Raw genomic sequence first — 25,210 nt, forward strand, 5'->3', positions numbered from 1 at the left:
ACAATTTTTTAGTGGCTTACGGAAATGTAAAAATCCGAGATTAATACTCGGATTTTGAATTATAATTTTTTATTTTATTAAATAACTAAAATAATTTACCATAGTCTTTGTCATTCTGACGAAGGAAGAATCTAAATTTTATTTGTAGAGATTCTTCACTTCACTATGTTTCGTTCAGAATGACAAAACCGAAGTATTATTTTAACTAATTAAATTTTCATACAGTTCTATCAATAGGCGCGGGCTTTAGCCCGTCCAGACAAAAAACACCACTTAATTGTCTTTAGCCGAAACTTAAATTTTATTTCTTTCTAATCAACCACAAACCAAAGAAAGTCAACAATCCATTAATGATCAACAACTCCAATCCGATTTTGAAATCTCCGAAAATAGTACCCTGATATTTATCGATAAAATAAGAGATAATCGGTGCTGCGATACAAACGTAAGGAACCAATTTATCCACAACTTTATATTTCGTGAAAATTCCGAAAGCAAAAAGTCCCAGAAGAGGTCCATAAGTGAATCCTGCCAATTTAAGAATTAAACCAATCATGGAATTATCATTAATAATTTTAAAGATAATAACCATAACCAAGAAAGAAGCAGCCACAAGCAAGTGAATGTTTTTTCTGAATTTTTCCTTCTTTTTAGTATCCCAAGGCTTGTCTTTCATTCCGACAATATCAATACAGATGGATGAGGTAAGAGCCGTCATAGCACCATCCGCACTTGGAAATAAAGCCGAAATTAAAGCAATGATAAATATAATTGATATAAATCCTGGCATATGATTTAAAGCCACTTCCGGGAAAATTTTATCCCCGAAAATATCTTTTCCGTTTAATAAAAATTCTTTTTTAGGAATTCCGTCTTTGATGATTTCTGTGATGTGACCACCTTCGCTTTGTCCAAAAAGATATAAAAGTCCACCCATATAAAGGAAGAGCGAAATCACACCCAATAAAATAAAACCAAGCGTTACCATATTCTTCTGAGAATCTTTCAGCTTTGTTACAGAAAGACTTTTCTGCATCATTTCCTGATCAATTCCGGTCATCGTGATGGTAATAAATGCTCCTGCAAGGATTTGTTTAATGAAAAATCCGGGAGAATTAAAATCAAATTCAAATATTTTTGTGTAGCCTTTATCGCTCATTGCTGTTAAGCTCTGTCCAACACTTAGATCTAAATGATTCAACATATAAACAGTACAGATAACCAATCCTAAAAGCATACAAGAAGTCTGTAAAGTATCCGTCCAAACAATAGTTTTCACACCTCCTTCATACGTATAAAGGATGATCATGATTAATATAATTAAAGTCGTCACAATAAAAGGAACACCTAAACTATCCAAAATAGTGACTTGTAAAATATTAACAACCAAATATAATCTCGCTGTTGCACCCACCAATCTCGAAACAATGAAGATCCATGCTCCCGATTTATAGGAAAGCTGCCCCATTCTTTGCTGAAGATAGCCATAAATGGAGGTTAATTTTAACCGATAATATAAAGGAAGTAAAACGTAGGCCACCACAATATATCCGATAAGGTAGCCTAAAGTGATCTGTAAATAAGAAAAACTGTCCTTCCCAACTGCACCCGGAACACTCACAAAAGTAACTCCTGAAAGTGAAGTTCCAATCATCCCAAATGCAACAAGCATCCAATTACTTTTACGGTTTCCGATGAAGAAACTCTCATTATCACTACCTTTTCCTGTTTTATACGCTACCCAAAGGAGTAGGGCGAAATAAATGATAATGATGGACAATAATATAAGTGGAGACATATTTTATTCGATTAAAATTTTACAAATATAGTTTTTTTATGGTGTGTTAAAAAAGAAAAAAACCTCTCAGTATCTATAACTGAAAGGTTGATTTATTTTCTGTGTTTAATTTAAAACTAATTAACTAAAACATCCTGAAGTTCTTCACTTTTCTGGAAACTTGCTTTTGCAAAAGGGCAAAGCGGAATGATCTTTTTTCCGTTTTTCCTTGCGAAGTCTACAGCGGCCAAAAGCATTTCTTTACCAACACCTTTTCCGTTGTGTTCTTCGCCTACTTCGGTGTGATCGATGATGAATCTTTCTTCACCCGCCCAAGTGTAAGTCATTTTTCCTGCTGAGATTCCGTCTATGAAAGCCTCAAAACTTCCGTGTTTTTCGTCGTTGGTTTGTTTTACCTCTATCATATTATGAAAATTTGGTTTGAATTTCTATGTCGTGAGTTAATATTTTGTGTACAGGGCATGCATCTGCGATCAAATGAAGCCTTTTCATCTGTTCTTCATCAAGATTTGTGCCTTCAAAGCTGATATTTCTTTTAAAAACGCGAAGTTTTGTCAAAGGAAAATTTTCCAGTTCTACTTCTACATTTATTTTTTCTACGTCCCATTCTTTTCGGTCGATATACATTTTTAATGTGGCCGCAGTACAGCTTGCCAAAGATGTAGCCAGGATTTCAAAAGGGTTAAAACCTTTATTCTGTCCGCCTTTATCAATTGGTTCGTCTGTGATCAGTTGGTTTTCACCAGCCGTTACTTCTGTATAATATTTTTCTTTTCCTAAAACTGCTTTTACGGTTACTGCCATTTTTTTATTTGTTGGATGTCTAACTTAGCTATAAAAATAGATTAAATTATTTTAGTTTTTAACCTGAATTTTAAAATTCTCAATCTTTTCTTTCAATTCTTTAAGCATTTCAGGATTGATGACACCGCTTTCCAGATCGAAGTTTTCGTAAAATTTAGACAGAGAAAAAGTCTCTTTTACGTCTGCTGCAAATTGTGGAAAAAATGTTTTTGCAGTATTCATTACATTTCCGCCGCCATAACCTCCCGGAGAAGTTGACATCAAAAGCATTGGCTTATTTTGAAAAACTTTTACATTAATTCTTGAAGCCCAGTCGAAAACATTTTTAAAAGCTGCACTGTAAGATCTGTTGTGCTCGGCAAGAGAACAAATGATCACATCGCATTCTTCAATTGCTTTTAAAAAATTATGTGCTTCATCCGGAAAACCTTTTTTCTCAAGATCAACAGAAAAAGTAGGCATCGTGAAATCATTAAGATCAATTAAATTAATTTCTTCGTCCTGAAAATCTTTCAAAACAAATTTCACCAATTCTCTGTTGATCGAAGTGGAAGATGTACTTCCTGCAAATGCTAATATTTTCATTATTTAATACTTTCTGTTATTTTTCTGGCGAATCTTCTTTTACTTTTTTCTGATAGTCAGCTTCTAATTTTTCAAGTTTTTGAAAATAGACTTCTTTATCTGCAAATAGTTTCGGATTATAAGCATCTCCCTCTTTTCGTTTTTTATGCAAGTCAAACTGGCTTGCATGAGAAGTTACCCAAATATCAAAATTCACATTTTTCATCGCTGTAAATGTATCACCATAATCTTTCTGAATCGTCTGATAAGTTTTTACTTCAGAGAATTTTTTGTCATCAATAATAATTGACGGTAAATTGGCAATTAAAACTTTATACGTCTGATTTTTGTCTTTGGTTTCGAATAAAAAGCTACATGATCCTTTTGTATGCCCCGGATGGTGAAGTAAAGTCAATGTAGTATTTCCGAGTTTTATTTTAGCATTATTTTTCAAAAGATAATCTGGGGTTACAGGTTTAAAAGTTACGCCGTATTTCCCCAATTCGTAATCAGATTTTCCGCCAGTTTTTAATTCTTCTGCATCTTTTTCATCTACATACAATTTGGCGCCTGTTTCTTTTTTGAAGTAGGCCATTGCTCCCATATGGTCAAAATGAGCCTGTGTCAAAGTCAGAATTTTGATGTCTTTATAGTTAAAACCAAGTTTTTTAATATTATTCTTGATCATTGAAAGTGATCCCGCTAATCCTGTGTTGATAAGAATATTTCCTTTATCGGTAACAATCAGATAAGATGCCAAATCGTAAGTTCCTACATAATACAAATTGCCTGCAATTCTGAACGGTTCATAAGGTTTTGACCATTCTTCAGGATTGTTTTTAGGCTCATTTACAGTTTGAGCGTTACTTACAAACGATATAACTATTAAAAATACAAGGATTATTCTATTCATTTATTTAAGATTTACAGGTAAATATTCTGAAATTTAATGTTTATTTTCTGTTTAAAATCGCTTTAGGAAGCGGAACAAATTCATGCTCATCACCCGGAACTAAAGGAAATGCATCGTGATTTTGGTCGTTCCAGTTCACTTTCGCCTGATCGATTAATTCTTTGTCTGAATTTACAAAATTCCAGAATATAAAACGTTCTTCATCGAAAGGTTCTCCGCCAAAAAGATAAACGGTTCCGTTTTCGCTCATATCAAACTCGCAAAGTTTGGTGTCTTTTGCGATCATTAACTGTTTTGAACCGTAAGAATTTCCGTCCGTAGTAACGGTTCCGTCCAAAACATACATCGCTGCTTCACCGTAAAGATCTTTTCCGATGCTTATTTTTTGAGCAGTTTTTGTTTTAATTTCAATAAAAAATAATTTGCTGTGAACAGGAACCGGAGATGTTCTCCCAAAAGCTTCTCCTGCAATTAATTTATATTGAATATCACCTTCCTCCCAAACCGGAATTTCATTCGCTTCGATATGATGAAAAGTCGGCTCGCTTTGCTCCAAATGTTTCGGAAGACCAACCCAAATTTGGAATCCGTGAAGTTTTTTATCGGTATGTCTTAAATATTCAGGAGTTCTTTCTGAGTGTACAACACCTTTTCCGGCGGTCATCCAGTTTACGGCTCCCGGTTTTATTTCAAGAGCGCTTCCGATGCTGTCTCTGTGGAAAATTGATCCTTCCAAAAGATAAGTTAAGGTTGAAAGTCCAATGTGCGGATGAGGCGGAACATCGAGATTTTGATAATCTTTCAATTCGGAAGGTCCCATGTGATCGATGAAAACAAATGGTCCGACTGCTCTTTTTTCACGGAAAGGCAATAATCTTCCCACCAAAAAGTTTCCTATATCTGCTGATTTTTCTTCTATAATAAGTCCGATGTTTGACATGATATGTAAAGTGGTTTTTAATGTTTTTATGTCATTGCGAGGAGCTTTGCGACGCGGCAATCTAAATATTTATGAAGATGAGATTGCTTCGGCACTTCGTTTCTCGCAATGACGAAATGAGTGTGTTATTTTTTAATAACACAGTTTATAAAGTTAGTAAAAAAAGAAATTACTGGAGTTTAACTGAAATTTAAATCTTATTTAATCCGCCAAATACCCAAATCTTCCCAAATTATAATCTTCAAAAGCCTGCATGATTTCCTCTTTTGAATTCATTACAAAAGGACCGTGTGGATAAATTGGTTCGTCTAGAGGCATTCCGCTTATGATTAATATAATTGAATCTTCAGATGCTTCAATAGTGAAATTTTCGCCTTCATTTTGGAATAATACCAAATTATCGGTCGGTGCTTTTTCTTCTCCGTTTACAATAATGCTTCCTTCAACAACTAAAGCTGCAGTATTAAAGTTTGCGGGAAAATTGAACTCAGCTTTTCCTCCTGATTTTAATTTTGCATTCATCATGTGAACCGGACTGTAAGTAAAGGTAGGACCTTTCTGACCGTTATATTCTCCGGCAATAACTTCTATAAATCCGTTGTCGCCAAGATCTACCTTTTTCATTTCTGAATTTTTGATAGCCTGGTATTTTGGACAGCTCATTTTATATACTGAGGGAAGATTTACCCAAAGCTGAACCATTTGGAAAATTCCGCCTGTTTTTGACCATTCTGTTTCGTGGTATTCTTTGTGAAGAACACCTTTTGCGGCAGTCATCCATTGTACATCGCCTTCACCGATAATTCCTCCGCCTCCTGCGCTGTCATGATGTTCAACGCTACCTTGATATGCTATGGTTACGGTTTCAAAACCTCTGTGAGGATGTACGCCGACACCTCTTGGTGTTTCTGTTCCGTTGAAATGAAATTTTGAGTTATAATCGAGCATAATGAAAGGATCCATTCTTTTCATATCCAATCCTTGTACACTCGGAATAAAATTATGCACCCTAAAACCGTCACCCACAAAATGTGCAGGTTTTGGAGATATTACCATTTGTCCTTTTTTAGTTGCCATAATAATTGTTGATTTATAGAGACAAAATTATTACAGTTAAAAATCAGATGCATTGATCTGTGATAAGTAGTTGGTCTGTTCTGAAATTAAGAAGTATAAAAGTGAGATTTTGAAATGTAATTTTTTTAGCATTAGGATAATCCTGTTAGGTTTTTATCTAAGTGTGGAAAGATTCGAGTTTAGATCCCTCCGGGAATACAAACTGGGTGTGATTTTGCAAAAAAAATTAAATAACGACAAATACCTTAGCTATAAAAAATATAAACTATAATTGATGAAATCTATAATTTTAATCTTCCTTGGATTTCATGTTTTTTCCATCAGAGACATGAAGTCTTCTGAAAACAAGACCGGAGATGATGGTTAAAATTCCGACGGTAAGAAATGTATATCGGAAAGCGTTATGAATTTCTCCTTCGATTAAATCTGTATTTTCATATAATTTTAAGACAATTAAACCAAATGCGATTCCGAAACCGATGGCAAGTTGTTGATTGACTGATATTAATGAATTTCCGCTGCTTGTCTGGAAGTTTCTCAGATCTGCAATAGAGATTGTATTCATCGAAGTGAATTGGATTGAATTGAAAAATCCTAAAACCGCAATAATCGGTACAAACCAATATAAAGAAGTGTGAATATTCGGAATGGCCAGTAAACAAATCAATGTTCCGATGATAAATGTGTTAACCATAAGTGTTTGTCTGTAACCGAATTTATCTAAAATTTTAATGACATACGATTTTCCAAACATCGCGGTTAAGGCCATGGGCGCAATAATCCAACCGGAAGTCACAGCTGATTGTTTATATGCGATCTGAATCATTAAGGGTAATAATAATGGGACAGAACTAATTCCTAATCGTGTTGCTAAATTCCCTACAACCCCTACGCGGAATGTTCTTACCTGGAAAAGGTTTAATGGGAAAATAGGATTTCCACCTCTTTTTGCATGTCTGTAGTAATAATATAAGAAAAGAAATCCCAAAATAAATACAACTAAAACAGGCGTAGTATTTTGAATATCTCCAAAAAGTTCTAACGAAATTGAAAGTAGGAGAGAAGCTGCTGCAAAGATTAAGAAGCCTTTAAGATCGAAATCCGGCGACTCAGATTTATAATTGGGCATGTATTTTATGCCTAAAATAATCCCTATCAATCCAAACGGAATATTAATTAAAAAAATCCAATGCCATGAAAAGTAATCTACCAGATAACCTCCAACTAAAGGACCTAAAACGGGACCAATTAATGCAGGAATAATGGCAAAATTCATTGCTTTTAAGAGTTCATTTTTATCAAAAGTTTTAATTAAAGCTAATTTTCCGACAGGAGTCATCAAGCTTCCTCCCACACCCTGAATTACCCGTGAGATCACCAATTGAGTAAGGTTCTGCGAAATAGCACAAAAAAACGAACCCAGACTGAAAAGTATTAGTGAAAAAATAAAGACTTTCTTCGTTCCAAAACGATCGGCCAAGAAACCGCTTGCCGGCATGAAAACCGCTAAAGTGAGAACGTAACTGATAATCGCGTTCTGCATATTAAGAGGAGATTCCTGCAAATCTTTTGCAATTGATGGTAATGACGTATTCAAAATGGTGGAATCCAGCATTTGCATGAAAATCGCAGTGGCAAGAATCAGGGGAAGTATTTTTTTAATAGACGTTTTGGGTGAGCTTACTTCAGACATTTGTTCAGGCTAGAATTTTATTTTTTTCTAGTAAATTATTGGGTTAAAAAATCTGTATCTGGTACAGTCTTTTTCTTAGATTAAGAAATCTATATAAAATTAAAAAAGTCTTGCGATATTTCACAAGACTTTTTGATTTATTTTCTAGGTTTTTCTACTCCTTTCCACTCGTCACCGGCTTTTCTGTACTGGCTTAGTTCGTAAGTTTTGAAATCCTTTGTTTTGTATTCGATGTTATCAGTATTCTGTTCAAAAGGCATGATGTAGTAAAAATCTACGTCAGTTTTGTCTGTTTTAGTTCCTTTTTTAACTGAAGGTACATATTTAGAGAATTTGTAGCTTGGAAGATATTGTTTCAATCTTGCATAGAAAGCTTTGTTTTCTTTTTCTTCAGGAATGATATCTACAATATTGAAATCATCTTTTTTCTTGTCGATCCAAAGATAATAGGTTTTCTCTTCCTGAGTCTTTTTGTTTAATGAGTTGAATGCAAATAATTCTTTTGGTACCAATTCCTTGATTTTTTCCGGATCTACTTTTGTGAAGTATTCTCCCTGAGACGGATCAACATATGTTTCAAGATTTAACATTAAGACATTATTATTCTCGAAATTTTTATTTTTAAAATATTGATTTAAAGATAACTCTGCTGTTGCTCTTAATTCTTTACCTCTTGCATCCAATTTTTTTGTTGGGTTTTGAGGATTTACTTTTTTCACAAACTCATACAGAACTTTAGGCTTTACATCCTTAAGGTGTGGGTATGTTTTTAATTGTTCAGCTTTTGCCAGCCAGTAGTATTGTTGATAATAGTCGTCCTTTTCATTATCCTTTACGCTCTTGTATGTTAAAGCAAGTTTTTTTGAGTTAAGATATTTACCAAATTTACCCTGACCAAAGGTAAAAGTTATAGATAATAAAGCAAAAAAGATAGTAATGTTTCTTCTCATTTTTATAAAATTGATTTTTCGTTTTCCAAATATAATTATTTATTAGATACTATTTTGGATTGTCAGTTAAATTATATCAATTTATTATCGGTTTTTCAAAAGAAAATCCTGTATGGCTACAGGATTGATAAAATTATTTTTTAGATGGCAGAATGCAGGGCTTAGGAATTAGGTTTTTAGCTTACTGTTTTAAACTTTATCTTCCCTAAACCCTAAACCCTAAACCCTAAACCCTTTTATTCATATGAAGTTTCATGCACTTTTATAGATCTTCCGCTCGGATCGTTCATTTTTTTGAAAGCTTCATCCCATTCTAAGGCAATCGGGGTGGAGCAGGCAACAGACGGTACAGACGGTACTGTAGCTGCCGAAGTTTCACTAGGGAAATGTTCTTCAAAAATTGTTCTATAACGGTATTCTTCTTTATTTTGAGGAGTGTTTAGCGGGAATCTGAATTTCGCATTCGTCATCATTTCGTCAGAAACTTCTTTTTCGGCAACTTCTTTCAACGTGTCGATCCATGAATAACCAACGCCGTCCGAGAACTGTTCTTTTTGTCTCCATGCAATAGATTCTGGAAGCAGATCTTCAAAGGCTTTTCTTAAAACCCATTTTTCAATTTTTCCTTCTGCAACGTTGATCATTTTATCTTTCGGATTAACGGCCATGGCAATATCCATGAATTCTTTGTCTAAGAAAGGTACACGGCCTTCAATTCCCCAACTCATCAATGCTTTGTTGGCTCTAAGGCAATCGTAAAGGTGAAGTTTTCCTAATTTTCTTACCGTTTCATCATGAAATTCTTTTGCGTTCGGAGCTTTGTGGAAATACAAATATCCACCGAATAATTCATCTGAACCTTCACCGGAAAGTACCATTTTTATCCCCATCGATTTAATGACTCTTGCTAAAAGATACATCGGCGTAGAAGCTCTGATGGTCGTCACATCATAAGTTTCTAAGTGATAAATGACATCACGGATCGCGTCCAGACCTTCCTGAACGGTGAAATTAACTTCGTGATGAACAGATCCGATATGTTCTGCCGCTTTTTTTGCCGCAATAAGATCGGGCGAGCCTACCAAACCAACAGCAAAACTGTGTAATCTAGGGTACCAAGCCTCCTGAGTATCGCCACTTTCAACTCTTTGTCTCGCAAATTTTGCAGTGATTGCAGAAATAACCGATGAATCCAAACCTCCTGAAAGAAGTACTCCGTAAGGAACATCGCTCATTAATTGTCTGTGAACGGCATCTTCAAGTCCTTTTCTAATTTTTGAAATATCCGTTTCGTTATCTTTTACATGGTCAAAACTTTCCCAGTCTCTTTTGTACCATTGTTGAAGCTCAGTCCCATCCGGGCTGAAAACAAAATGTCCGGGTAAAAATGTTTCAATAGTTTTGCAAACTCCTTCCAAAGCTTTTAGTTCAGAAGCTACATAATAGTTTCCGTTTTTGTCCCAACCTTGATATAATGGACAGATTCCCATATGATCACGGGCGATCAGATAAACATCATTTTCTATGTCATAAAGCGCAAAAGCGAAAATTCCATTTAGTTTTTCAATGAAATTTTTTCCGTATTTTCTATAAAGAGCTAAAATAACTTCGCAATCCGACTGCGTTTGAAATTCATAATCAGGAAATTCTGCCTTTAATTCTCTATGGTTATAAATCTCTCCGTTTACCGCTAAAACAACGTTTCCGTCTTTTGTAAATAAAGGTTGCCTTCCTGAAGTAGGATCTACAATAGCAAGTCTTTCGTGAGAGAAAACTACTTTTTCATTTTGAAATACGCCACTCCAATCCGGACCTCTGTGACGGATTTTTTTTGACATTTCTAAAACTTGAGGTCTTAATATTTCAGTTTTTTGTTTTGCATCAAACAAACATACGATTCCACACATTTTTTATCATTTATTTAAAGCAAAAATAGAATTGTAATTTAAAAATAACAACAAAAAATGCATAAATGTGAAAAAATTTAACTTATTGATTTGTTTAAAAGTAAAATATTAATTAAACCTATTGATTATGGTGATTTTGATTAATATTTTTCACATCTAAATATTAATTCATTATTACATACGAAATAAAAATGAAATATTTATTAATCTATGTTAATTAATTATACGAATTTTTGCCCTTACTTTGTGGCTCGAAATAATTTTTTTTCATCATTTGTGTTTTTACCTTCTTGCAATCCCATTGCAAGAAGGTTTTGTTTTATTGGGAACCTAGTAAAACTCCGGATACATTCCACGAGCTGAAACTTGTTCCTTCCGTTGGTCCTTGAGGAATTTTTACCTGAATGGTATGCTTTCCTGCTTTTAGATCTCCAAGAGGAATGAAGTTTGGATTGGTAATCGTTCCCGGGCACCAGTTTGATCTGCTTAAGTCTGATGATGAAAGTCCGTCCGGGAAATTTCCTGATGCAGGATTATACAAACGGTAAGATCCGCAGTCTGACCTCCATGGAACGAATGAAAATGTCATTTTCCCGTCTAGAAAGATAGAATTAGCTTTAGGAACGAATTCGTCTCCGTTTTCCCAGCCGCCGTGGCCCGTAGTTGTATATCTCAACTTCGCATTTTTCAGATCTTTTTGTAACGTAAATTCAACAAAAAGTCCTTTGTCGTTATTAAACATCGTAGAATAGTCCTGTCCGGCCATTTCCATAATGTTGAGTGTATTGAAAAGTGGAATCACCGTATTATTTTTATTCACCGTCTGATCACTTTTATGAATTGTTATTTCTAAGCTCACTTTGTGGCCACCTTTGTCGTAGTTACCGATAAATGTACCGATCCAAAGCTCTTTTTCGGAAAGAGAAGGTTTCAGTTCGGTAATATCCTGACGGTAAGGTGTGATCGTTTGCCAAGTTTTACCTTTTAATTCAAGATGATTAAATTTTTGAGTACCGAAAGCGGTGAAAAATCTCATCATTTCCGTTGCAGGATTATAATTTTCGGTTGAAGTTATTCCGTAATACTGTTTTCCATTACCATTGTCGTAAAGAGGGAGTGTTTTTGCACCTTTTTCTAATCCATCAAAAAAAGATTGTGATTTATCCTGCGGAATAAAGAAAACTGTTCCCGTTCTATCGTAAGCATCACCGTTAGATTGTTGCTTAAGTTCAGCAAAAATAAGTTCACCTTCTGAGATTTTAGGAAACTTAATTTTTTTAAGTATAATTGTTCCGTTGGCGAATCTTTTTATTTGTTCATCTGATTTTGATTGATCAGAAAAATTATTAGTTTCATTTTCAAAAACTTTTAACGTTGTGAATCTGCTTTTCCAAAGAAGATCTTTATAGCCTAATAAGTCTGTAGAATTTATAGAACCTTTTACTAAAGTTTCAATATCAGTTTTCTTAACTTTTTTAATTGAATTGGCTGTTATGACGGAATTTTTATTTCGCTCAACTTCCAACACCAATCCTAAATTTTGACCTAAAGTTGATGGTCCGCCTTTTATTTTTAAATCATTCGTATACCAAACTTCAATCGTGTTTGAATTGATTTTTGTAACTGCTTTTTTGCAATTGTAGCCAAGAATTTTTTTCGTTTTATTCGTAAATTCAAAAGTCTGTTTTCCTACAGATTCTGCATCAGAAGTTGAAATAATTTCGTTAGGTTTTAAAAATCCATAAGAAACAATCGTGTTTGATGGTTTTTCAATTTTCGTTATTTCAAAAGGATAATCGCTTTTTTGTTCTCTGATTTTGTTATTTAAAATGAAACTTTCCTTTTCATTAGCCCAAACTAATGTTGGAGTCTGGTCAGTCAATACTTTTCCGTTATACGAGCTTATGTATTGGATTTCATATGTCTGAGCAAACGTCAAACAAAATAAAAAGACAGAAAGAAAACTTAATAAAATTCTTTTGCGCATAATAAAATCGGTTTCTCACAAAGATAAAATTTAGTTAACATAATATCAACTTTGTGAATTTTGAAAATAGCTTTTGATGAATAGGTATGAAATATTTATATGATTGTTACGTTCAAACAAAAAATAATAACCGTGAAGCGATTTTTTCTGCTTTTTTTATTTCTATTTTCATCAAGCTTTATATCGGCACATAAGTCAAAAGTGAGAGTTGGAACTTTTGGAAATGTGAAAACATATTTTTCATCGAGTTTTAATTTTGGAGAAAAAACAATTGAATCTGAAGAGCTTAAAATTCAGATTATAGGAAGATTTTCAAAAGTAATTTCTGAAAGATTGGGATATTCTGATACGATTTTAATAGAGCGCAGAACTTATTATGCTCATAATCCAAATCAAAAATTTTTTATTTTAGAAAATAATAATTCACAATATAAAGTTGCAGTATTAGAAGATGGAGCAGTTCTTAAAAGTAATAATAAAGGTTTGTCAATCAGGATTATTGGTAATGAAGTTCAGGTTTTTGATGTTTTAAAATTAATTGAATATTCTATTCTAAATAGAAAGAAACTTAATAAAAAGTTGGTTCCTACAGATTATTATTTTGGTGAAAAAAGTAAATTGTCAATTTTAGTAAATACTGAAGATTTTATACAGAAAATAATAAAAAAAGAATCAAAGTTAGTTGATGAGATAATTAATAAAGAAGTTATTTTATTAGATAATGGTTCATTGCGAACTCAAATTTCATGGAAAAATAACGAGTTTATATTTGCAAAAAGTACAAAAGATTTAAAGGAAGATAATGTTTATAAAAACTATTATGTAATTTATAAAGTTCCGGATTTTAGATACTATATTACTTCTTTTGATTGTGATTATTTTCTAATTTTTAATAATAAAAATACATTTACTTATTTTGACGGAATAGAAGAAAATACTTCTCCGAAAATAAATGTTGAAAAGAAAGGTTGGTATGTATTCAATTTAGTAAGAGAAAGGCTAGGTAATAGAATTATTTTATATGATACGACTGAATATTTTTATCTGTATGATATCAACAAAAAACTACTCCAAAAAATAGAGTAGTTAATATATTTTAATAATGTTAAGCTAATTTTTAAGCAAGTCTCTCGATCAAAGCCATGTAGAATCCGTCGTAGCCTTCGCTAGGCATTACTTTTTCATCTTTAACCATTTTGAAATCCGGATTGTTTTTCAGGAATTCTTCAACCTGCAAGTTGTTCTCAGAAGGTAGAATAGAACATGTTGCGTAAACCATCTTTCCACCTTTTTTAAGGATTTTAGAGTAATCCTGAAGAATTTGCTGTTGCTCTTTTTTAATTCTATCGATGAAATCTTGGTCGATTTTCCACTTACTGTCAGGGTTTCTTTTCAAAACTCCCAGACCTGAACATGGTGCATCGATCAATAATCTGTCAGCTTTCTCATGAAGACGTTTGATTACTTTATTGTCAGCAATCATACGGGTTTCAATGTTGTGAGCTCCGGCTCTTTTTGCGCGACGTTTTAGCTCAGCTAATTTCCATTCATAGATATCTAAAGCGATGATTTGCCCTTTATTACCCATCAAAGCAGCTAGATGAAGTGTTTTTCCGCCTGCACCTGCACAGGCGTCCACAACTCTCTGACCTTCTTTTACATCAAGGAAATATCCGATTTTTTGTGAAGTAGCATCCTGAACTTCAAATAATCCGTCTTTAAATGCAGTTGTAAGAAAAACATTCTTTTTCTCTTCCAGCTGTACTGCATCAGGATAATTTTTTACGGTATAAGAAACAATATTATCAGATTCAAGATCAGAAATAAGCTCTCTTGGTGTAGTTTTTAAAGCATTTGCTCTTAAAACGGTAGGAGCGCGCTCGTTCAGAGCTTTCATTTCTTTTTCCCAAATTGGACCTAATTCTCTTTCTAAGGTTTCCACCAACCATTCAGGAATAGAATATTCTATTGCTTTGGTAGGAACAGTTCCTTTTTTAAGTTTTGTGGTGATATCGGCGATTTTTATTCCTTCAAATTCTTCAAATCTTTTATAATTTGTTTTGCTCCAAAGTAAATATGCGATAATTAGTTTGTAAATATTATCAGGTTTTACGCCTTCTCCCATATAATATTCCAGACGTTTTTTCCAACGGATGATATTATAGAAAATCTCAGAAACAACGGCTCTGTCCTGGCTTCCCCATTTTCTGTGAGCTTTTAAAAGTCTTTCGATTACTTTATCGGCGTATTTATTTTTCTCGAAAAATGTTTCTTGTAAAGCATCGTGAATTCCGATCGCTAAGTTTCTGTGAATAAGTTCCATAAATTGCTTCTCCTGTTTTGAATCTGCAAAAATACGAAAATTATAAATGTTATTAGTTATGATTTATAAGTTATGAATGATGAGTTTTTCACGACACAATAACTTCCATCTTCCATCTTCAAGCTTCTAGCCGATTAATTATAAAATTTTACCTTTGCAAAAATTAAAAAATATGAGTGATACTGTACTTTGCCCGAAATGTGGTTCCGAATTTACTTATCCAAGCGATAACATGACGGTTTGTTCTCAATGTTTCTATGAGTGGAATGCCGAAGAAGCAGCTTCTGAAGCTTCAAACGAAGGAAAAATCCTTGATGCTAACGGAAATGAGCTGCAAGACGGTGATTCTGTAGTTGTAGTTAAAGATCTTCCTGTAAAAGGAGCTCCAAAACCGGTAAAAGCAGGAACTAAAGTGAAAAATATTCGTTTAAGACCAGACAGCGACCATAATATTGATTGTAAAATTGATGGTTTCGGTTCTATGGCTTTGAAATCTGAATTTGTAAAGAAAGCGTAATTACGCTGTAAGCAATAGGCTTTAGGCAGTAAGCTTTTCCATGTTTGCTGCCTAAATTCCACAAAAAAAGGAAAGAATTGGACAGTGTTATCTTTCGAAGACTTGATTGCAGAATCTGCTAATGTCCGTCTAATGGATGAAAGAGAATTAACCAAAAATTTCCTTATGCTGTGGTACTACAAATCTAAGAAAAAGATTGATAGATTGTGATTTTTTTTATCCACAAATTAATAATAACTGTTAGTAAATGTGGTGATTATGGTTTTTTAGAAGCTGTTTCCAGCTATCCACTCATACTCCTCGTGCCAGCGCACCCCAACTCCAAAAGCCTTCCACACTCCAACGCTTACTGCGGGGTAACCGTTTCTATCTGGGCTAAGATATTGGGGATGGTGACTTCGAGAGTCTCAGCCACCAAGAACGTTTTCTCGTTCTTTTTAAGTATAACTTTACGATTAAAATAAGCATAAAGTTTGTCATTCCGTAGGAATCTAAACAAAGATTTTTACAATCCGATCTCTACAAAATTAGCCTAGATTCCTGCGGAATGACAAACTGTATGTATATTTAACATTACTCAAAAGAAATAGTAACCGGATTTTCCAGCTTTTTATCAGTGTAAACAACAAGCTCTTTATCCTTCATTTTCAGCTTATTCCAATAATGATTTCCTGCAAATCTGCTTTCTAAAACTTCCGCTTCAAAACCATTTTCTGAAACCGTAATTTCATGCGGATAATAAGAAAATTTAGAAATTTTTAAATCTGAAATCTCTTTTTCACTGAAAATATTCACTTCTCCAAAAAGCTTTGCAACATAGGAATTATAAGGATTTTTATATGTTTCTTCGGGACTTTCATTCTGAATTAATCTTCCATCCTGAAGAATAACGATCTGGTCAAGCCAAGGTATAATATCCTGTAATTCGTGAGTAGAAATGATTAAAGAAATAGTATGTTCTTTCACATATCTGAAAAGTTTTTCACGAAGTTCAATCTTTCTCGGAAAATCCAGATTACTGAAAGGTTCGTCTAAAATTAAAAGCTTCGGAAGTACCGATAATGCTCTTGCAATGGCAACTCTCTGCTGTTGTCCACCACTCAGATATTTAGGTAAAATATTGGCAAATTCTTCCAATCCAACCACTTCAAGAAGTTCGGTTACGGTTTCTTTTTTCTTTTTCAGATCGATATTAGAAATAAATTTTCCCACATTATCAGCTACGGTAGAATAGGGCATCAGGTCAAAATTCTGAGCTACAAATTTCATTTCAGCTTCACCCGGAACTAAGTTTCCCTTTGGTCCGAAAAGTTTGGTTCCGTTAAAAATAATATCGCCGCTTTCCCAGTCGAGAAGTCCGTAAATTAAGTTTAATAATGTAGATTTTCCACAACCGCTTTCCCCCGCCAATGCGATGATCTTACCCTCTTCAAACTTAATGTTGAGGTTCTGAAACAGCGGTTTATCTTTGGTGTGTGAGAAGTGTAAATTGTTTATTTCTAATAGCATATTACAAATGTAGCGATTTTAGGAAAAAATAAAATATTTTATTATATTTACAGTTACAATAAAAATATATCAAAAATGAGAAAAAAACTGTTTTCGTTAGCTATTCCTGCTCTTTTTAATGCGTTTTTAGTGGTTTCTTGTAATAAAGACAAACCTCTTACAAGCGAAAGTGATGAAGTTGCAACAACTAAAGACGGTAACCAATATACATTGGATACTTTAAACAGTAAAGTGGAGTGGAAAGGATATAAAGTTTTTAAATCTGAAAGTACAAGCCATTTCGGAACCATTAAGTTTGAAAGCGGTGATGTTACCGTAAAAGACGGAAAACTTGAAAGCGGAAAATTCGTTGCTGATATGAATTCTTTAACATCAGTTGATCTAAAAGACGATGCTGATCAGTTAGGAAAATTAAATGGTCATTTGAAAAGCGGAGATTTTTTCGAAGTAGAAAAATTCCCGACAGCTTCTTATGAAATTACAAAAGTTACTCCGGCTGCGGAAGGTGATTACAACACATTGCTAGACGGTAATTTAACAGTAAAAGGAATTACAAAACCAACTCAGTTTAAAGCCAATGTTTCCGTAAAAGATGGAGTAGTGAGCGTTGCAACTGAGCCTAAGGATATTAAAAGAGAAGATTTTGGCGTGAAATTCCAGGCTCCTGCTGAAAACGGAGTCATCAAGGATGAGGTAACTCTTCAGATCAACGTTAAAGCTTTAGAAAAAAAATAATTTTTTTATTTAAGTGAAATAAGTGATTGAAGTCTGCCTCCGAAAAGAGGCAGATTTTTTTTGGTTCAAATAAATTATTAAACTTAAAAACCGTATTTTTGCAAAACATTTTTGAAAGTGTAGAATAATGATAGAAAAGATAGAAGAACTACTTGTTGAAGTAAACGGCTTTAATGCTACATCTAGAGAGGAGATAGAGAACTTCCGAATTAAGTACAATGGTAAAAAAGGTGTTCTGAATGATTTTTTTGAAAAATTTAAAGAAGTACCGAACGATCAGAAGAAAGAATTTGGGCAGAAGATCAATACTCTAAAGCAGGCTGTTGCTGTAAAATTGGAAGATTTGAAAACGTCGTCTGAATCTTCTATTATCTTAGAAAAAGAAGATCTTACAAGACCTGCTTTTCCATTGGATTTGGGTTCAAGACACCCGATTAATTTGGTAAAAAACAGAATTATTGAGATTTTTAAATCTATCGGTTTTGCTGTTGCAGACGGACCAGAAATTGAAGACGACTGGCACAACTTTACAGCCCTGAATCTTCCTGAATATCATCCGGCAAGAGACATGCAGGATACTTTCTTTATTGAGCAAAACCCAGATCTTTTATTGAGAACACATACTTCTTCTGTACAAATTCGTTATATGGAAGAAAATCAGCCGCCGATCAGAATTTTATCTCCGGGAAGAGTATTCAGAAATGAAGCGATCTCTTCTCGTTCGCACTGTATTTTCCACCAGATCGAAGGATTGTATATTGACGAGAACGTAAGTTTTGCAGATATGAAACAAACGATCCAATTCTTTACAACTGAACTTTTTGGTAAGTCGAAGATCAGAATGAGACCTTCTTATTTCCCTTTCACCGAGCCGAGTGCTGAGATCGATGTATATTGGGGATTAAACTCTGAAATTGATTACAGAATTACAAAAGGAACAGGTTGGTTAGAAATTATGGGTTGCGGAATGGTAGATCCTGCCGTTCTTAAAAATGTAAATATAGATTCAGAAAAATATTCAGGTTACGCATTCGGAATGGGGATTGAAAGAATTACAATGCTTCTTTACCAAATGAGCGATATCAGAATGTTCTTCGAAAATGATATCCGAACGTTAGAACAATTTAAAACTTTATAATAAAAATCAAACCTCCGAAAATTTCGGAGGTTTTTTATAGAAAAATATCTATAATCACATCGATATATATCGATGCTATTTAAAATGATTATATACTAGGTGTTGGTATATTTGTACAAGCAAAATGAGAAAAAAAATTATTTTTTACACAAATGTACAAGAACAAAACCTCCGAAATTTTCGGAGGTTTTTGTTTTTTAATTACTGACCTTAGAAACAAAACGTAATTAAAAAACTATCTGTATATAATTATAACACTTGATACTTTGAAAATATTACATATAAAGAAAAATGCCTGTAAAAAATATTACAGACATTTTCAAATTAAAAAAACTAACTATATTTTATTTTGTGAATTTCAAGGGATATTTCACATTCTTATAATCATCAATACTGGCCTTTAAAGAACCTACAGCCAATTCTGCTTTCAATAACATCGGAACATGATTCGCATCATTGGAAACCCACATCGTCACGCCTTCTTTTTCTTTAAAAACTCTTCCACTTTTTACAGACGGAATGATTTTTAAACAATTGATCGTTCCGAATTTTGTCTTTAAATTTTCTGTTCCGGTTACTTTTAATTGAAAAGGAAACATTTCATCATCAATCCACACATTCATGTTGATCACTGTTCCTACTTTTAGCTCAGCCGGGCTTTTACTTCTTAAATAATAGAAACAAGAAAGCATATCCTGAACTCCTTTTACTGATTTTAGAACCTTAGAACCGTTAGCCGGAGTTTTTTTATCTGTTAGGATCAACGTATTGTTATCATGGTTAAAAACCGTCTCAAAATGCTGGGTATATCCACCTTCTTTTACATTTCTTACATAAAAACTAGGAAGCCCGGTTTGTGTATTGATAAAACTTTCATACAAATCTTCTACTTTGAAAAATGCTTTTACAGCGCCCGTTGTAGATCCTGTTCCTTTTACATAAAGATGCGGAACTGCTTGATAGGTAGTCGTTTTGGTTGTCAAGTTGGCAGTTCCGGCATTAAGAAAACCATAATGAATTCTCAAGGTTAAAGATTCGCCGTTTGCAATATTATCTATCTGAGCGCTGCCCAAACAGAAAACGAATAAAGTTAAAATAATAAATATTTTCTTCATACTAAGAGTTTTACAAAAACGTTGCCAAATTTAAAGTTTTTATTTTTTTAATGATATTTGATAAATCTCAGCTTTTTATTTAGACTGAATTAAATATGCTTAGCATTAAAATTAGTAAATTTGCAGCTATACTTATAATTAAATTATCTTATTATTATGATAACTACTGATATATTGATCATAGGAGCCGGACCAACTGGACTTTTTGCTGTTTTTGAAGCAGGTTTATTAAAAATGAAGTGTCACATCATCGATGCACTTCCTCAACCTGGAGGCCAATTGACTGAGCTTTATCCTAAAAAACCTATTTTCGATATTCCGGGATATCCTTCGGTGAATGCTGGTGAATTAATTGATAATTTAATGGAGCAGATCAAGCAGTTTCAACCTGGGTTTACGTTAGGTGAAACGGCAGTTTCTTATTCTAAAGTTGATGATGAGTGGTTTGAAGTTATTACCAACAAAGGAACGGTACATAGAGCGAAAGCGATTGCAATTGCAGGTGGTTTAGGTACTTTTGAGCCTAGAAAACCGACTTTTGAAAATGTAGCTGATTACGAAGAAAAAGGCCTTGAATATTTCGTTAAAGAACCTGAACATTTCAGAAATAAAAAAGTAGTCATTGCCGGAGGTGGTGATTCTGCGCTGGACTGGAGTATTTTCTTATCAAATGTTGCAAGTGAAGTTACATTGATCCACAGAAGAAACGAATTCAGAGGAGCTTTGGATTCTGTTGAAAAAGTACAGGATCTTAAGAATCAAGGAAAGATCAAATTGATCACTCCTGCTGAAGTTACAGGAATTAAGGGAGACGGAAAAGTGGAATCAATCACTGTTGTGAAAGATGGTGAAGAAGCTTATGACCTTGAAACGGATTATTTCATTCCATTATTCGGATTGACACCAAAATTGGGAGATATTTCTACTTGGGGACTGAATATTGAAAAAAATGCGATCGTTGTAAACAATGCATTAGATTATCAGACAAACATCGATGGAATCTACGCTATCGGAGATATCAATACATATCCTGGTAAATTGAAGTTGATTCTTTGTGGTTTCCACGAGGCAACGTTGATGTGTCAAAGTGTTTATAACAGATTAAATCCGGGTAAAAAATACGTTTTAAAATATACAACCGTAAGTGGAGTTGACGGGTTTGACGGAAGCCGTAAAGAAGCTGAGAAAGCTGTTGTGAAAAAAATAGATTAATAATAGTATTTAGTTGATGGTTTTTAGTGTTTAGAAATAAAAATATTTATAACTTTTTAGCCCCAAATACTAAACACCCAAAACTAAATACCAACAACTAAAAATGAACGATATTAATATAAAAATCACCGATAGAGACGGTGTAACTCACGATATTGTTGCTCCTACGGATATGTCTATGAACTTAATGGAAATCATCCGTTCATATGAATTAGCAGAAGAAGGAACAATCGGAGTTTGTGGAGGAATGGCGATGTGCGCATCATGTCAGGTATACGTGATCAGTGATCCGGGACTTGTAGAAATGGGCGATGAAGAAGATGCAATGCTTGCAGAAGCTTACCATGTGAAGGAGAATAGCAGATTGGGTTGCCAGCTGCATATTGTTGAAGAAATGGAAGGTCTTGAAGTGGAGATTGCTCCTTATCCTTAGAAAAATTTTAACTAAAAAATATAAACTCCTGAAGATTGTTCTTCGGGAGTTTTTTGTTTTATTGATTTCAAAAAATACTGTTATCTATAATCGGAAAAGTAAATTTTTCCAAAATCTTTAACAGTCTGAACATCTGTTTTATTTTCAATCTCTCCATTTTTATAGGATTCAAGCGTTCTCACTTTTTTGTGAAGAATGAAATTATTTGAAAGTTTATCATACTTAAAAGTAATTATTTCTGTCATCTTGGTTCCTTCAGGAACAAATTTGTAGGTCAGAATAAGAGAAAAACCATTTTTTCTAATTTTTACAGCTTTAAAAGGATCTGTGCTATCCTCACTACAATCAGAACATGGAACAATATGATAATTAGATGCATAAAATGAAGATGTCCCGTCTTTTTTTAACAAATCTATTCTTACAATTCTACATTTCATGTAATCATCATCTCCAATATAATTATTTTTACACTGAACTTCTTCAATTTCTACATTGTCGAGAATTTTGTCATTATTCAAGTCATTTTTTGTATAACGTTTGAAAATATGTCTTTGTTTTTGTGCTTTACAAAAGTTATTAAAAAAGAATAAAGAAAGTATTATAAGTGTAAATCTAATCATCATTTAAATCGATTATTATTATTATTATTATAAACTTCTTCCTTAGAAATCCATTTCCCAACACTTGGAGCTTTATAATTTTTCCTTTTTAGTATTATCACAACAATATATTCTAAATTCTAAGCTTTGAGCATTTAAACTAAGCATAGAAGTTGTATGAGAAATTATAAACAATAGTTTCTTCATGAAGTTATTTTGAACAAAAATATCCAAAATCAAACGACTTTGGATATCAATATAGCAATTGTATTATTTTATTTCTGAGGAATATTCGCTAAAATATCTTTAAGAAAACTCCAGAATTTCTGTGCAGAAGGGATATTTGCTCTTTCGTCAGGAGAGTGAGCTCCTCTGATCGTTGGTCCGAAACTCACCATTTCCATTTCAGGATAATTGGCTCCGATAATTCCACATTCTAAACCTGCATGACAAGCTACAACTTGTGGTTTCTCTTTAAATTTATCAGTATAGATTTTCTCCATCAACTGAACGATTTCAGAACCCGGTTTTGGTTTCCAACCTGGATAAGAACCACTGAATTCTGTATTCATTCCGGCTAATTCTGCTACAGATTTTAACTGTTCTGAAACAGAATCTTTAGAAGAATCAACCGATGATCTAGAAAGATTTAAAATTTTCAATCCTCCTTCTTTTAATTCAACTCTTGCCACATTGTTTGAAGATTCTACCAAATCTTTAACATCCGGACTCATTCTGTAAACACCGTTGTGAAGAGCTTTTAAAGTTAAAATGATTATCTTTGAATCTTCTTCTGAGATTGCTTTGTCTGAACTTGTTGAATTTTCAATATTAATATGAAGAGCAGGCTCAATAGTTGCAAATTCTTCTAAAATCTCTTTTTTAAGACCATTTGTAATTTCTTCAATAAATTCTTCAGCATTTCGCACAGAAATAATAGCAACGCCTTCTCTCGGAATAGCATTTCTTAATCCGCCTCCGTCGATAGAGATCAACTGAATATTTTCTTTTGCTAAAGCTTTGTAGAGTAATCTTCCTAAAATAACATTTGCATTTCCGAAACCTTTGTGGATGTCCATTCCGGAGTGACCGCCTTGCAAACCTTTCACTTCTATTCTTACAATTTGTCCGTTTGAAGCTTCTGTCTGATAGTTTTGAGAAATCGTAACATCAATTCCACCCGCGCAGCCGATATCAATTTCATCATCCTCTTCTGTATCAAGATTTAATAAAATTTCCCCTGTCAATTGTCCTGGTTTTAGACCGATTGCTCCTGTCATTCCAGTCTCTTCATCGATTGTGAAAAGCGCTTCCAAAGCCGGATGCGGAATGTCTGAACTTTCTAAGATCGACATAATTGTAGCCACTCCTAAACCGTTGTCAGCTCCTAAAGTTGTCCCTTTTGCCTTTACCCAATCTCCATCGATTTCCATTTTGATTCCTTCAGTTTCGAAATCAAAAGTAACATCATTGTTTTTCTGACAAACCATATCCAAATGCGATTGCAACACAATAGATTTACGGTTTTCCATTCCTGCAGTGGCTGGTTTTTTAATAATTACATTTCCTACTTCATCAACTGTGGTTTCCAATCCTAGATTTTCACCAAATTCTTTAATGAAAGCAATTACTTTTTCTTCTTTTTTTGAAGGTCTTGGAACAGCGTTTAGTTTGGAGAAATTCTTCCATACTATTTGCGGTTCTATATTAGATAATTCCATGAAATTTTATTTTTATCAAAATTACGAAATAAAAAATGCTTCCGTAAATCTGGAAGCATTTTTTATTTTTGCTAGAAGCTGTTTTTAACATCCACATTCACCATAAATTGGCATTGTTTCAACGGTACCATCAGGCTTTTCGATAGTCAATGTGCCTTGGAACAACAAAGCTTCTTCACCTTTTATTTTTTTGCCTTTTACAGAGATCTTGTAATCGTCAATTTCAATTTCTTTGCTCAGTTCTTCGTCAGATTCCATGTCGCTTGAAGAGATCAGATTCATTGCTAATCTTTTACCGTCAAGTTTCATATAGGCTGTTTTTCCTGCGTCATCAGCGTAAATATATTTTTCTGCTTCAAAATCTGCTTTGTTTCTGGCAAAATAGCATGAACATTCTTTAATTTCTTTAGGAAAAGCAATGGTTTCAACTAAAATTTTACCTGTAGAAGCTGTCGTTTTTGCAGAATCCTGAACAATATTCAGCGAATCTGTAGCCGTCGAATTCGAAACTGTTTCTTTGTCTTTTTTACAAGCGACCAATAAGAACGCTGAAAAGAAAATAATTAGGTATTTCATTGTTTGTGGTTTATATTATTTATCCTCTGGCTCTTTCAAGAAGAACCATCATTAATAATGAAAGAACAACTAAACTTTCGTCTTCGTCGTCAATATCGATCATTCTGTCAAGCTGAAATCTTCTTCCGAAGAATGAAGGCATTTTTTTAAGTTTAAAGTATTCTTTTCCGTCAATTCCTCTTACCGTGTAAGCCGGGTTAAGGAAATATCCTGTAAACATACCGATAATCGGGATCTCACTTACCATTCCGTCAAAGAATTTTGTCCATGCATTATCTTCTGTAACCGTGAATTTTGGCTGATCATTAGAGTCTAAAATATTATAAGTAGACTTCCAGATAGAACGCATTCCTTTTCTTGCTAATCTTCCATAATTTTTCTTGTCAATTAAGTCATTTAAAGAATAAGAAGCATTAAAATCAATCCATTTATTCGCCTGAATTCTGAAAAGTTCCTTTGATTTGCTCTCATCATTGAAAACGATCACATCTTCTTTCAATTTAAACATTTTCTGACGAACGTAAGCTACAGCGTTTCCGTTTTTGTCCGTAATATTGAAGTCGCTGGCTAATGTTGTGATCTTGAATTTAAAATCCAGTGGATAATTTAGGTTATTAAGTACCATTTAGTTTATATTTTTCTCAAATTAATATTAAGTTCCCAAAGATAAATTTTTTATTGGAATTATCTCTGGATTTA

The 25,210-nt window shown here is 33.6% G+C and carries 24 protein-coding genes; 6 read left to right on the plus strand and 18 right to left on the minus strand.

The genetic code is table 11. The features are described 5' to 3' along the window. Window positions 1-301: 301 nt before the first annotated feature. The 11 genes from EG348_RS11325 to EG348_RS11375 form a co-directional block, all read right to left on the minus strand. On the minus strand, window positions 302-1,798 hold the full coding sequence (locus EG348_RS11325; protein ID WP_123983224.1) for a sodium:solute symporter: 1,497 nt from the start codon (window positions 1,796-1,798) through the stop codon (window positions 302-304). A 116-nt stretch (window positions 1,799-1,914) separates the two neighbouring features. Continuing rightward, window positions 1,915-2,202: a GNAT family N-acetyltransferase gene (locus tag EG348_RS11330; RefSeq protein WP_228414716.1), complete on the minus strand. Its 288-nt coding sequence runs from the start codon at window positions 2,200-2,202 to the stop codon at window positions 1,915-1,917. Between the two features lies 1 nt (window position 2,203). Continuing rightward, window positions 2,204-2,602, minus strand: coding sequence for an OsmC family protein (locus EG348_RS11335; RefSeq protein ID WP_123983225.1), 399 nt, complete (start codon window positions 2,600-2,602; stop codon window positions 2,204-2,206). A 51-nt stretch (window positions 2,603-2,653) separates the two neighbouring features. Then, window positions 2,654-3,187 (minus strand): NADPH-dependent FMN reductase, encoded by a 534-nt coding sequence (locus EG348_RS11340; RefSeq protein ID WP_123983226.1) that lies wholly within the window; start codon window positions 3,185-3,187, stop codon window positions 2,654-2,656. Window positions 3,188-3,203: 16 nt separating this feature from the next. After that, the gene (bla, locus tag EG348_RS11345) at window positions 3,204-4,079 is read right to left on the minus strand and encodes a subclass B3 metallo-beta-lactamase (protein ID WP_123983227.1); all 876 of its coding nucleotides are present in this window, start codon (window positions 4,077-4,079) and stop codon (window positions 3,204-3,206) included. Between the two features lie 40 nt (window positions 4,080-4,119). Beyond that, entirely contained in the window at window positions 4,120-5,019 is a 900-nt protein-coding gene (locus EG348_RS11350; protein ID WP_123983228.1) for a pirin family protein, read from the minus strand. Window positions 5,020-5,220: 201 nt separating this feature from the next. Beyond that, entirely contained in the window at window positions 5,221-6,096 is an 876-nt protein-coding gene (locus tag EG348_RS11355) for a pirin family protein (protein ID WP_123983229.1), read from the minus strand. A gap of 289 nt (window positions 6,097-6,385) precedes the next feature. Then, a complete protein-coding gene (locus tag EG348_RS11360; protein WP_123983230.1) occupies window positions 6,386-7,789 on the minus strand; it encodes an MFS transporter in 1,404 nt (467 codons plus the stop codon). A 137-nt stretch (window positions 7,790-7,926) separates the two neighbouring features. Beyond that, window positions 7,927-8,739, minus strand: a complete 813-nt coding sequence (locus EG348_RS11365) for a hypothetical protein (protein ID WP_123983231.1) — start codon at window positions 8,737-8,739, stop codon at window positions 7,927-7,929. Window positions 8,740-8,975: 236 nt separating this feature from the next. After that, window positions 8,976-10,646 (minus strand): asparagine synthase B, encoded by a 1,671-nt coding sequence (gene asnB, locus EG348_RS11370; RefSeq protein ID WP_123983232.1) that lies wholly within the window; start codon window positions 10,644-10,646, stop codon window positions 8,976-8,978. Between the two features lie 319 nt (window positions 10,647-10,965). After that, a complete protein-coding gene (locus EG348_RS11375; RefSeq protein WP_123983233.1) occupies window positions 10,966-12,633 on the minus strand; it encodes a GLPGLI family protein in 1,668 nt (555 codons plus the stop codon). 201 nt (window positions 12,634-12,834) lie between these two features. On the opposite strand from EG348_RS11375, the gene EG348_RS11380 reads away from it, so the two are divergent. After that, on the plus strand, window positions 12,835-13,719 hold the full coding sequence (locus EG348_RS11380) for a hypothetical protein (protein WP_123983234.1): 885 nt from the start codon (window positions 12,835-12,837) through the stop codon (window positions 13,717-13,719). Between the two features lie 31 nt (window positions 13,720-13,750). On the opposite strand, the gene EG348_RS11385 is transcribed toward EG348_RS11380, so the two are convergent. Then, entirely contained in the window at window positions 13,751-14,956 is a 1,206-nt protein-coding gene (locus EG348_RS11385) for an RsmB/NOP family class I SAM-dependent RNA methyltransferase (RefSeq protein WP_072409544.1), read from the minus strand. 172 nt (window positions 14,957-15,128) lie between these two features. Between EG348_RS11385 and EG348_RS11390 the strand changes: the two genes are divergently transcribed. Then, the gene (locus tag EG348_RS11390; protein WP_072409546.1) at window positions 15,129-15,473 is read left to right on the plus strand and encodes a zinc ribbon domain-containing protein YjdM; all 345 of its coding nucleotides are present in this window, start codon (window positions 15,129-15,131) and stop codon (window positions 15,471-15,473) included. Window positions 15,474-16,046: 573 nt separating this feature from the next. Here EG348_RS11390 and EG348_RS11395 read toward each other — a convergent pair. Further along, a complete protein-coding gene (locus EG348_RS11395; protein ID WP_123983235.1) occupies window positions 16,047-16,982 on the minus strand; it encodes a sulfate/molybdate ABC transporter ATP-binding protein in 936 nt (311 codons plus the stop codon). A gap of 75 nt (window positions 16,983-17,057) precedes the next feature. On the opposite strand from EG348_RS11395, the gene EG348_RS11400 reads away from it, so the two are divergent. Beyond that, the gene (locus tag EG348_RS11400) at window positions 17,058-17,717 is read left to right on the plus strand and encodes a YceI family protein (RefSeq protein ID WP_123983236.1); all 660 of its coding nucleotides are present in this window, start codon (window positions 17,058-17,060) and stop codon (window positions 17,715-17,717) included. Between the two features lie 127 nt (window positions 17,718-17,844). Then, on the plus strand, window positions 17,845-18,855 hold the full coding sequence (gene pheS / locus EG348_RS11405) for a phenylalanine--tRNA ligase subunit alpha (RefSeq protein WP_123983237.1): 1,011 nt from the start codon (window positions 17,845-17,847) through the stop codon (window positions 18,853-18,855). A 344-nt stretch (window positions 18,856-19,199) separates the two neighbouring features. On the opposite strand, the gene EG348_RS11410 is transcribed toward pheS, so the two are convergent. Next, on the minus strand, window positions 19,200-19,970 hold the full coding sequence (locus EG348_RS11410; RefSeq protein WP_123983238.1) for a DUF3108 domain-containing protein: 771 nt from the start codon (window positions 19,968-19,970) through the stop codon (window positions 19,200-19,202). A gap of 156 nt (window positions 19,971-20,126) precedes the next feature. On the opposite strand from EG348_RS11410, the gene EG348_RS11415 reads away from it, so the two are divergent. Together EG348_RS11415 and EG348_RS11420 are read left to right on the plus strand one after the other, a co-directional pair. Further along, window positions 20,127-21,182: an NAD(P)/FAD-dependent oxidoreductase gene (locus EG348_RS11415; protein ID WP_072409556.1), complete on the plus strand. Its 1,056-nt coding sequence runs from the start codon at window positions 20,127-20,129 to the stop codon at window positions 21,180-21,182. A gap of 103 nt (window positions 21,183-21,285) precedes the next feature. Next, window positions 21,286-21,615, plus strand: a complete 330-nt coding sequence (locus tag EG348_RS11420) for a 2Fe-2S iron-sulfur cluster-binding protein (protein ID WP_072409557.1) — start codon at window positions 21,286-21,288, stop codon at window positions 21,613-21,615. 80 nt (window positions 21,616-21,695) lie between these two features. Here EG348_RS11420 and EG348_RS11425 read toward each other — a convergent pair whose 3' ends face one another. From EG348_RS11425 to EG348_RS11440, 4 genes are all read right to left on the minus strand, one after another. After that, entirely contained in the window at window positions 21,696-22,133 is a 438-nt protein-coding gene (locus EG348_RS11425) for a hypothetical protein (RefSeq protein ID WP_123983239.1), read from the minus strand. Between the two features lie 356 nt (window positions 22,134-22,489). After that, the gene (locus EG348_RS11430; RefSeq protein ID WP_123983240.1) at window positions 22,490-23,935 is read right to left on the minus strand and encodes an aminoacyl-histidine dipeptidase; all 1,446 of its coding nucleotides are present in this window, start codon (window positions 23,933-23,935) and stop codon (window positions 22,490-22,492) included. An 84-nt stretch (window positions 23,936-24,019) separates the two neighbouring features. Then, window positions 24,020-24,511, minus strand: coding sequence for a hypothetical protein (locus EG348_RS11435; RefSeq protein WP_123983241.1), 492 nt, complete (start codon window positions 24,509-24,511; stop codon window positions 24,020-24,022). 19 nt (window positions 24,512-24,530) lie between these two features. After that, complete coding sequence (locus tag EG348_RS11440) at window positions 24,531-25,136, minus strand: hypothetical protein (RefSeq protein ID WP_123983242.1); 606 nt, start codon at window positions 25,134-25,136, stop codon at window positions 24,531-24,533. Between the last annotated feature and the right edge of the window lie 74 nt (window positions 25,137-25,210).

The sequence above is a fragment of the Chryseobacterium sp. G0201 genome (genome assembly GCF_003815655.1).
Lineage (GTDB): Bacteria > Bacteroidota > Bacteroidia > Flavobacteriales > Weeksellaceae > Chryseobacterium.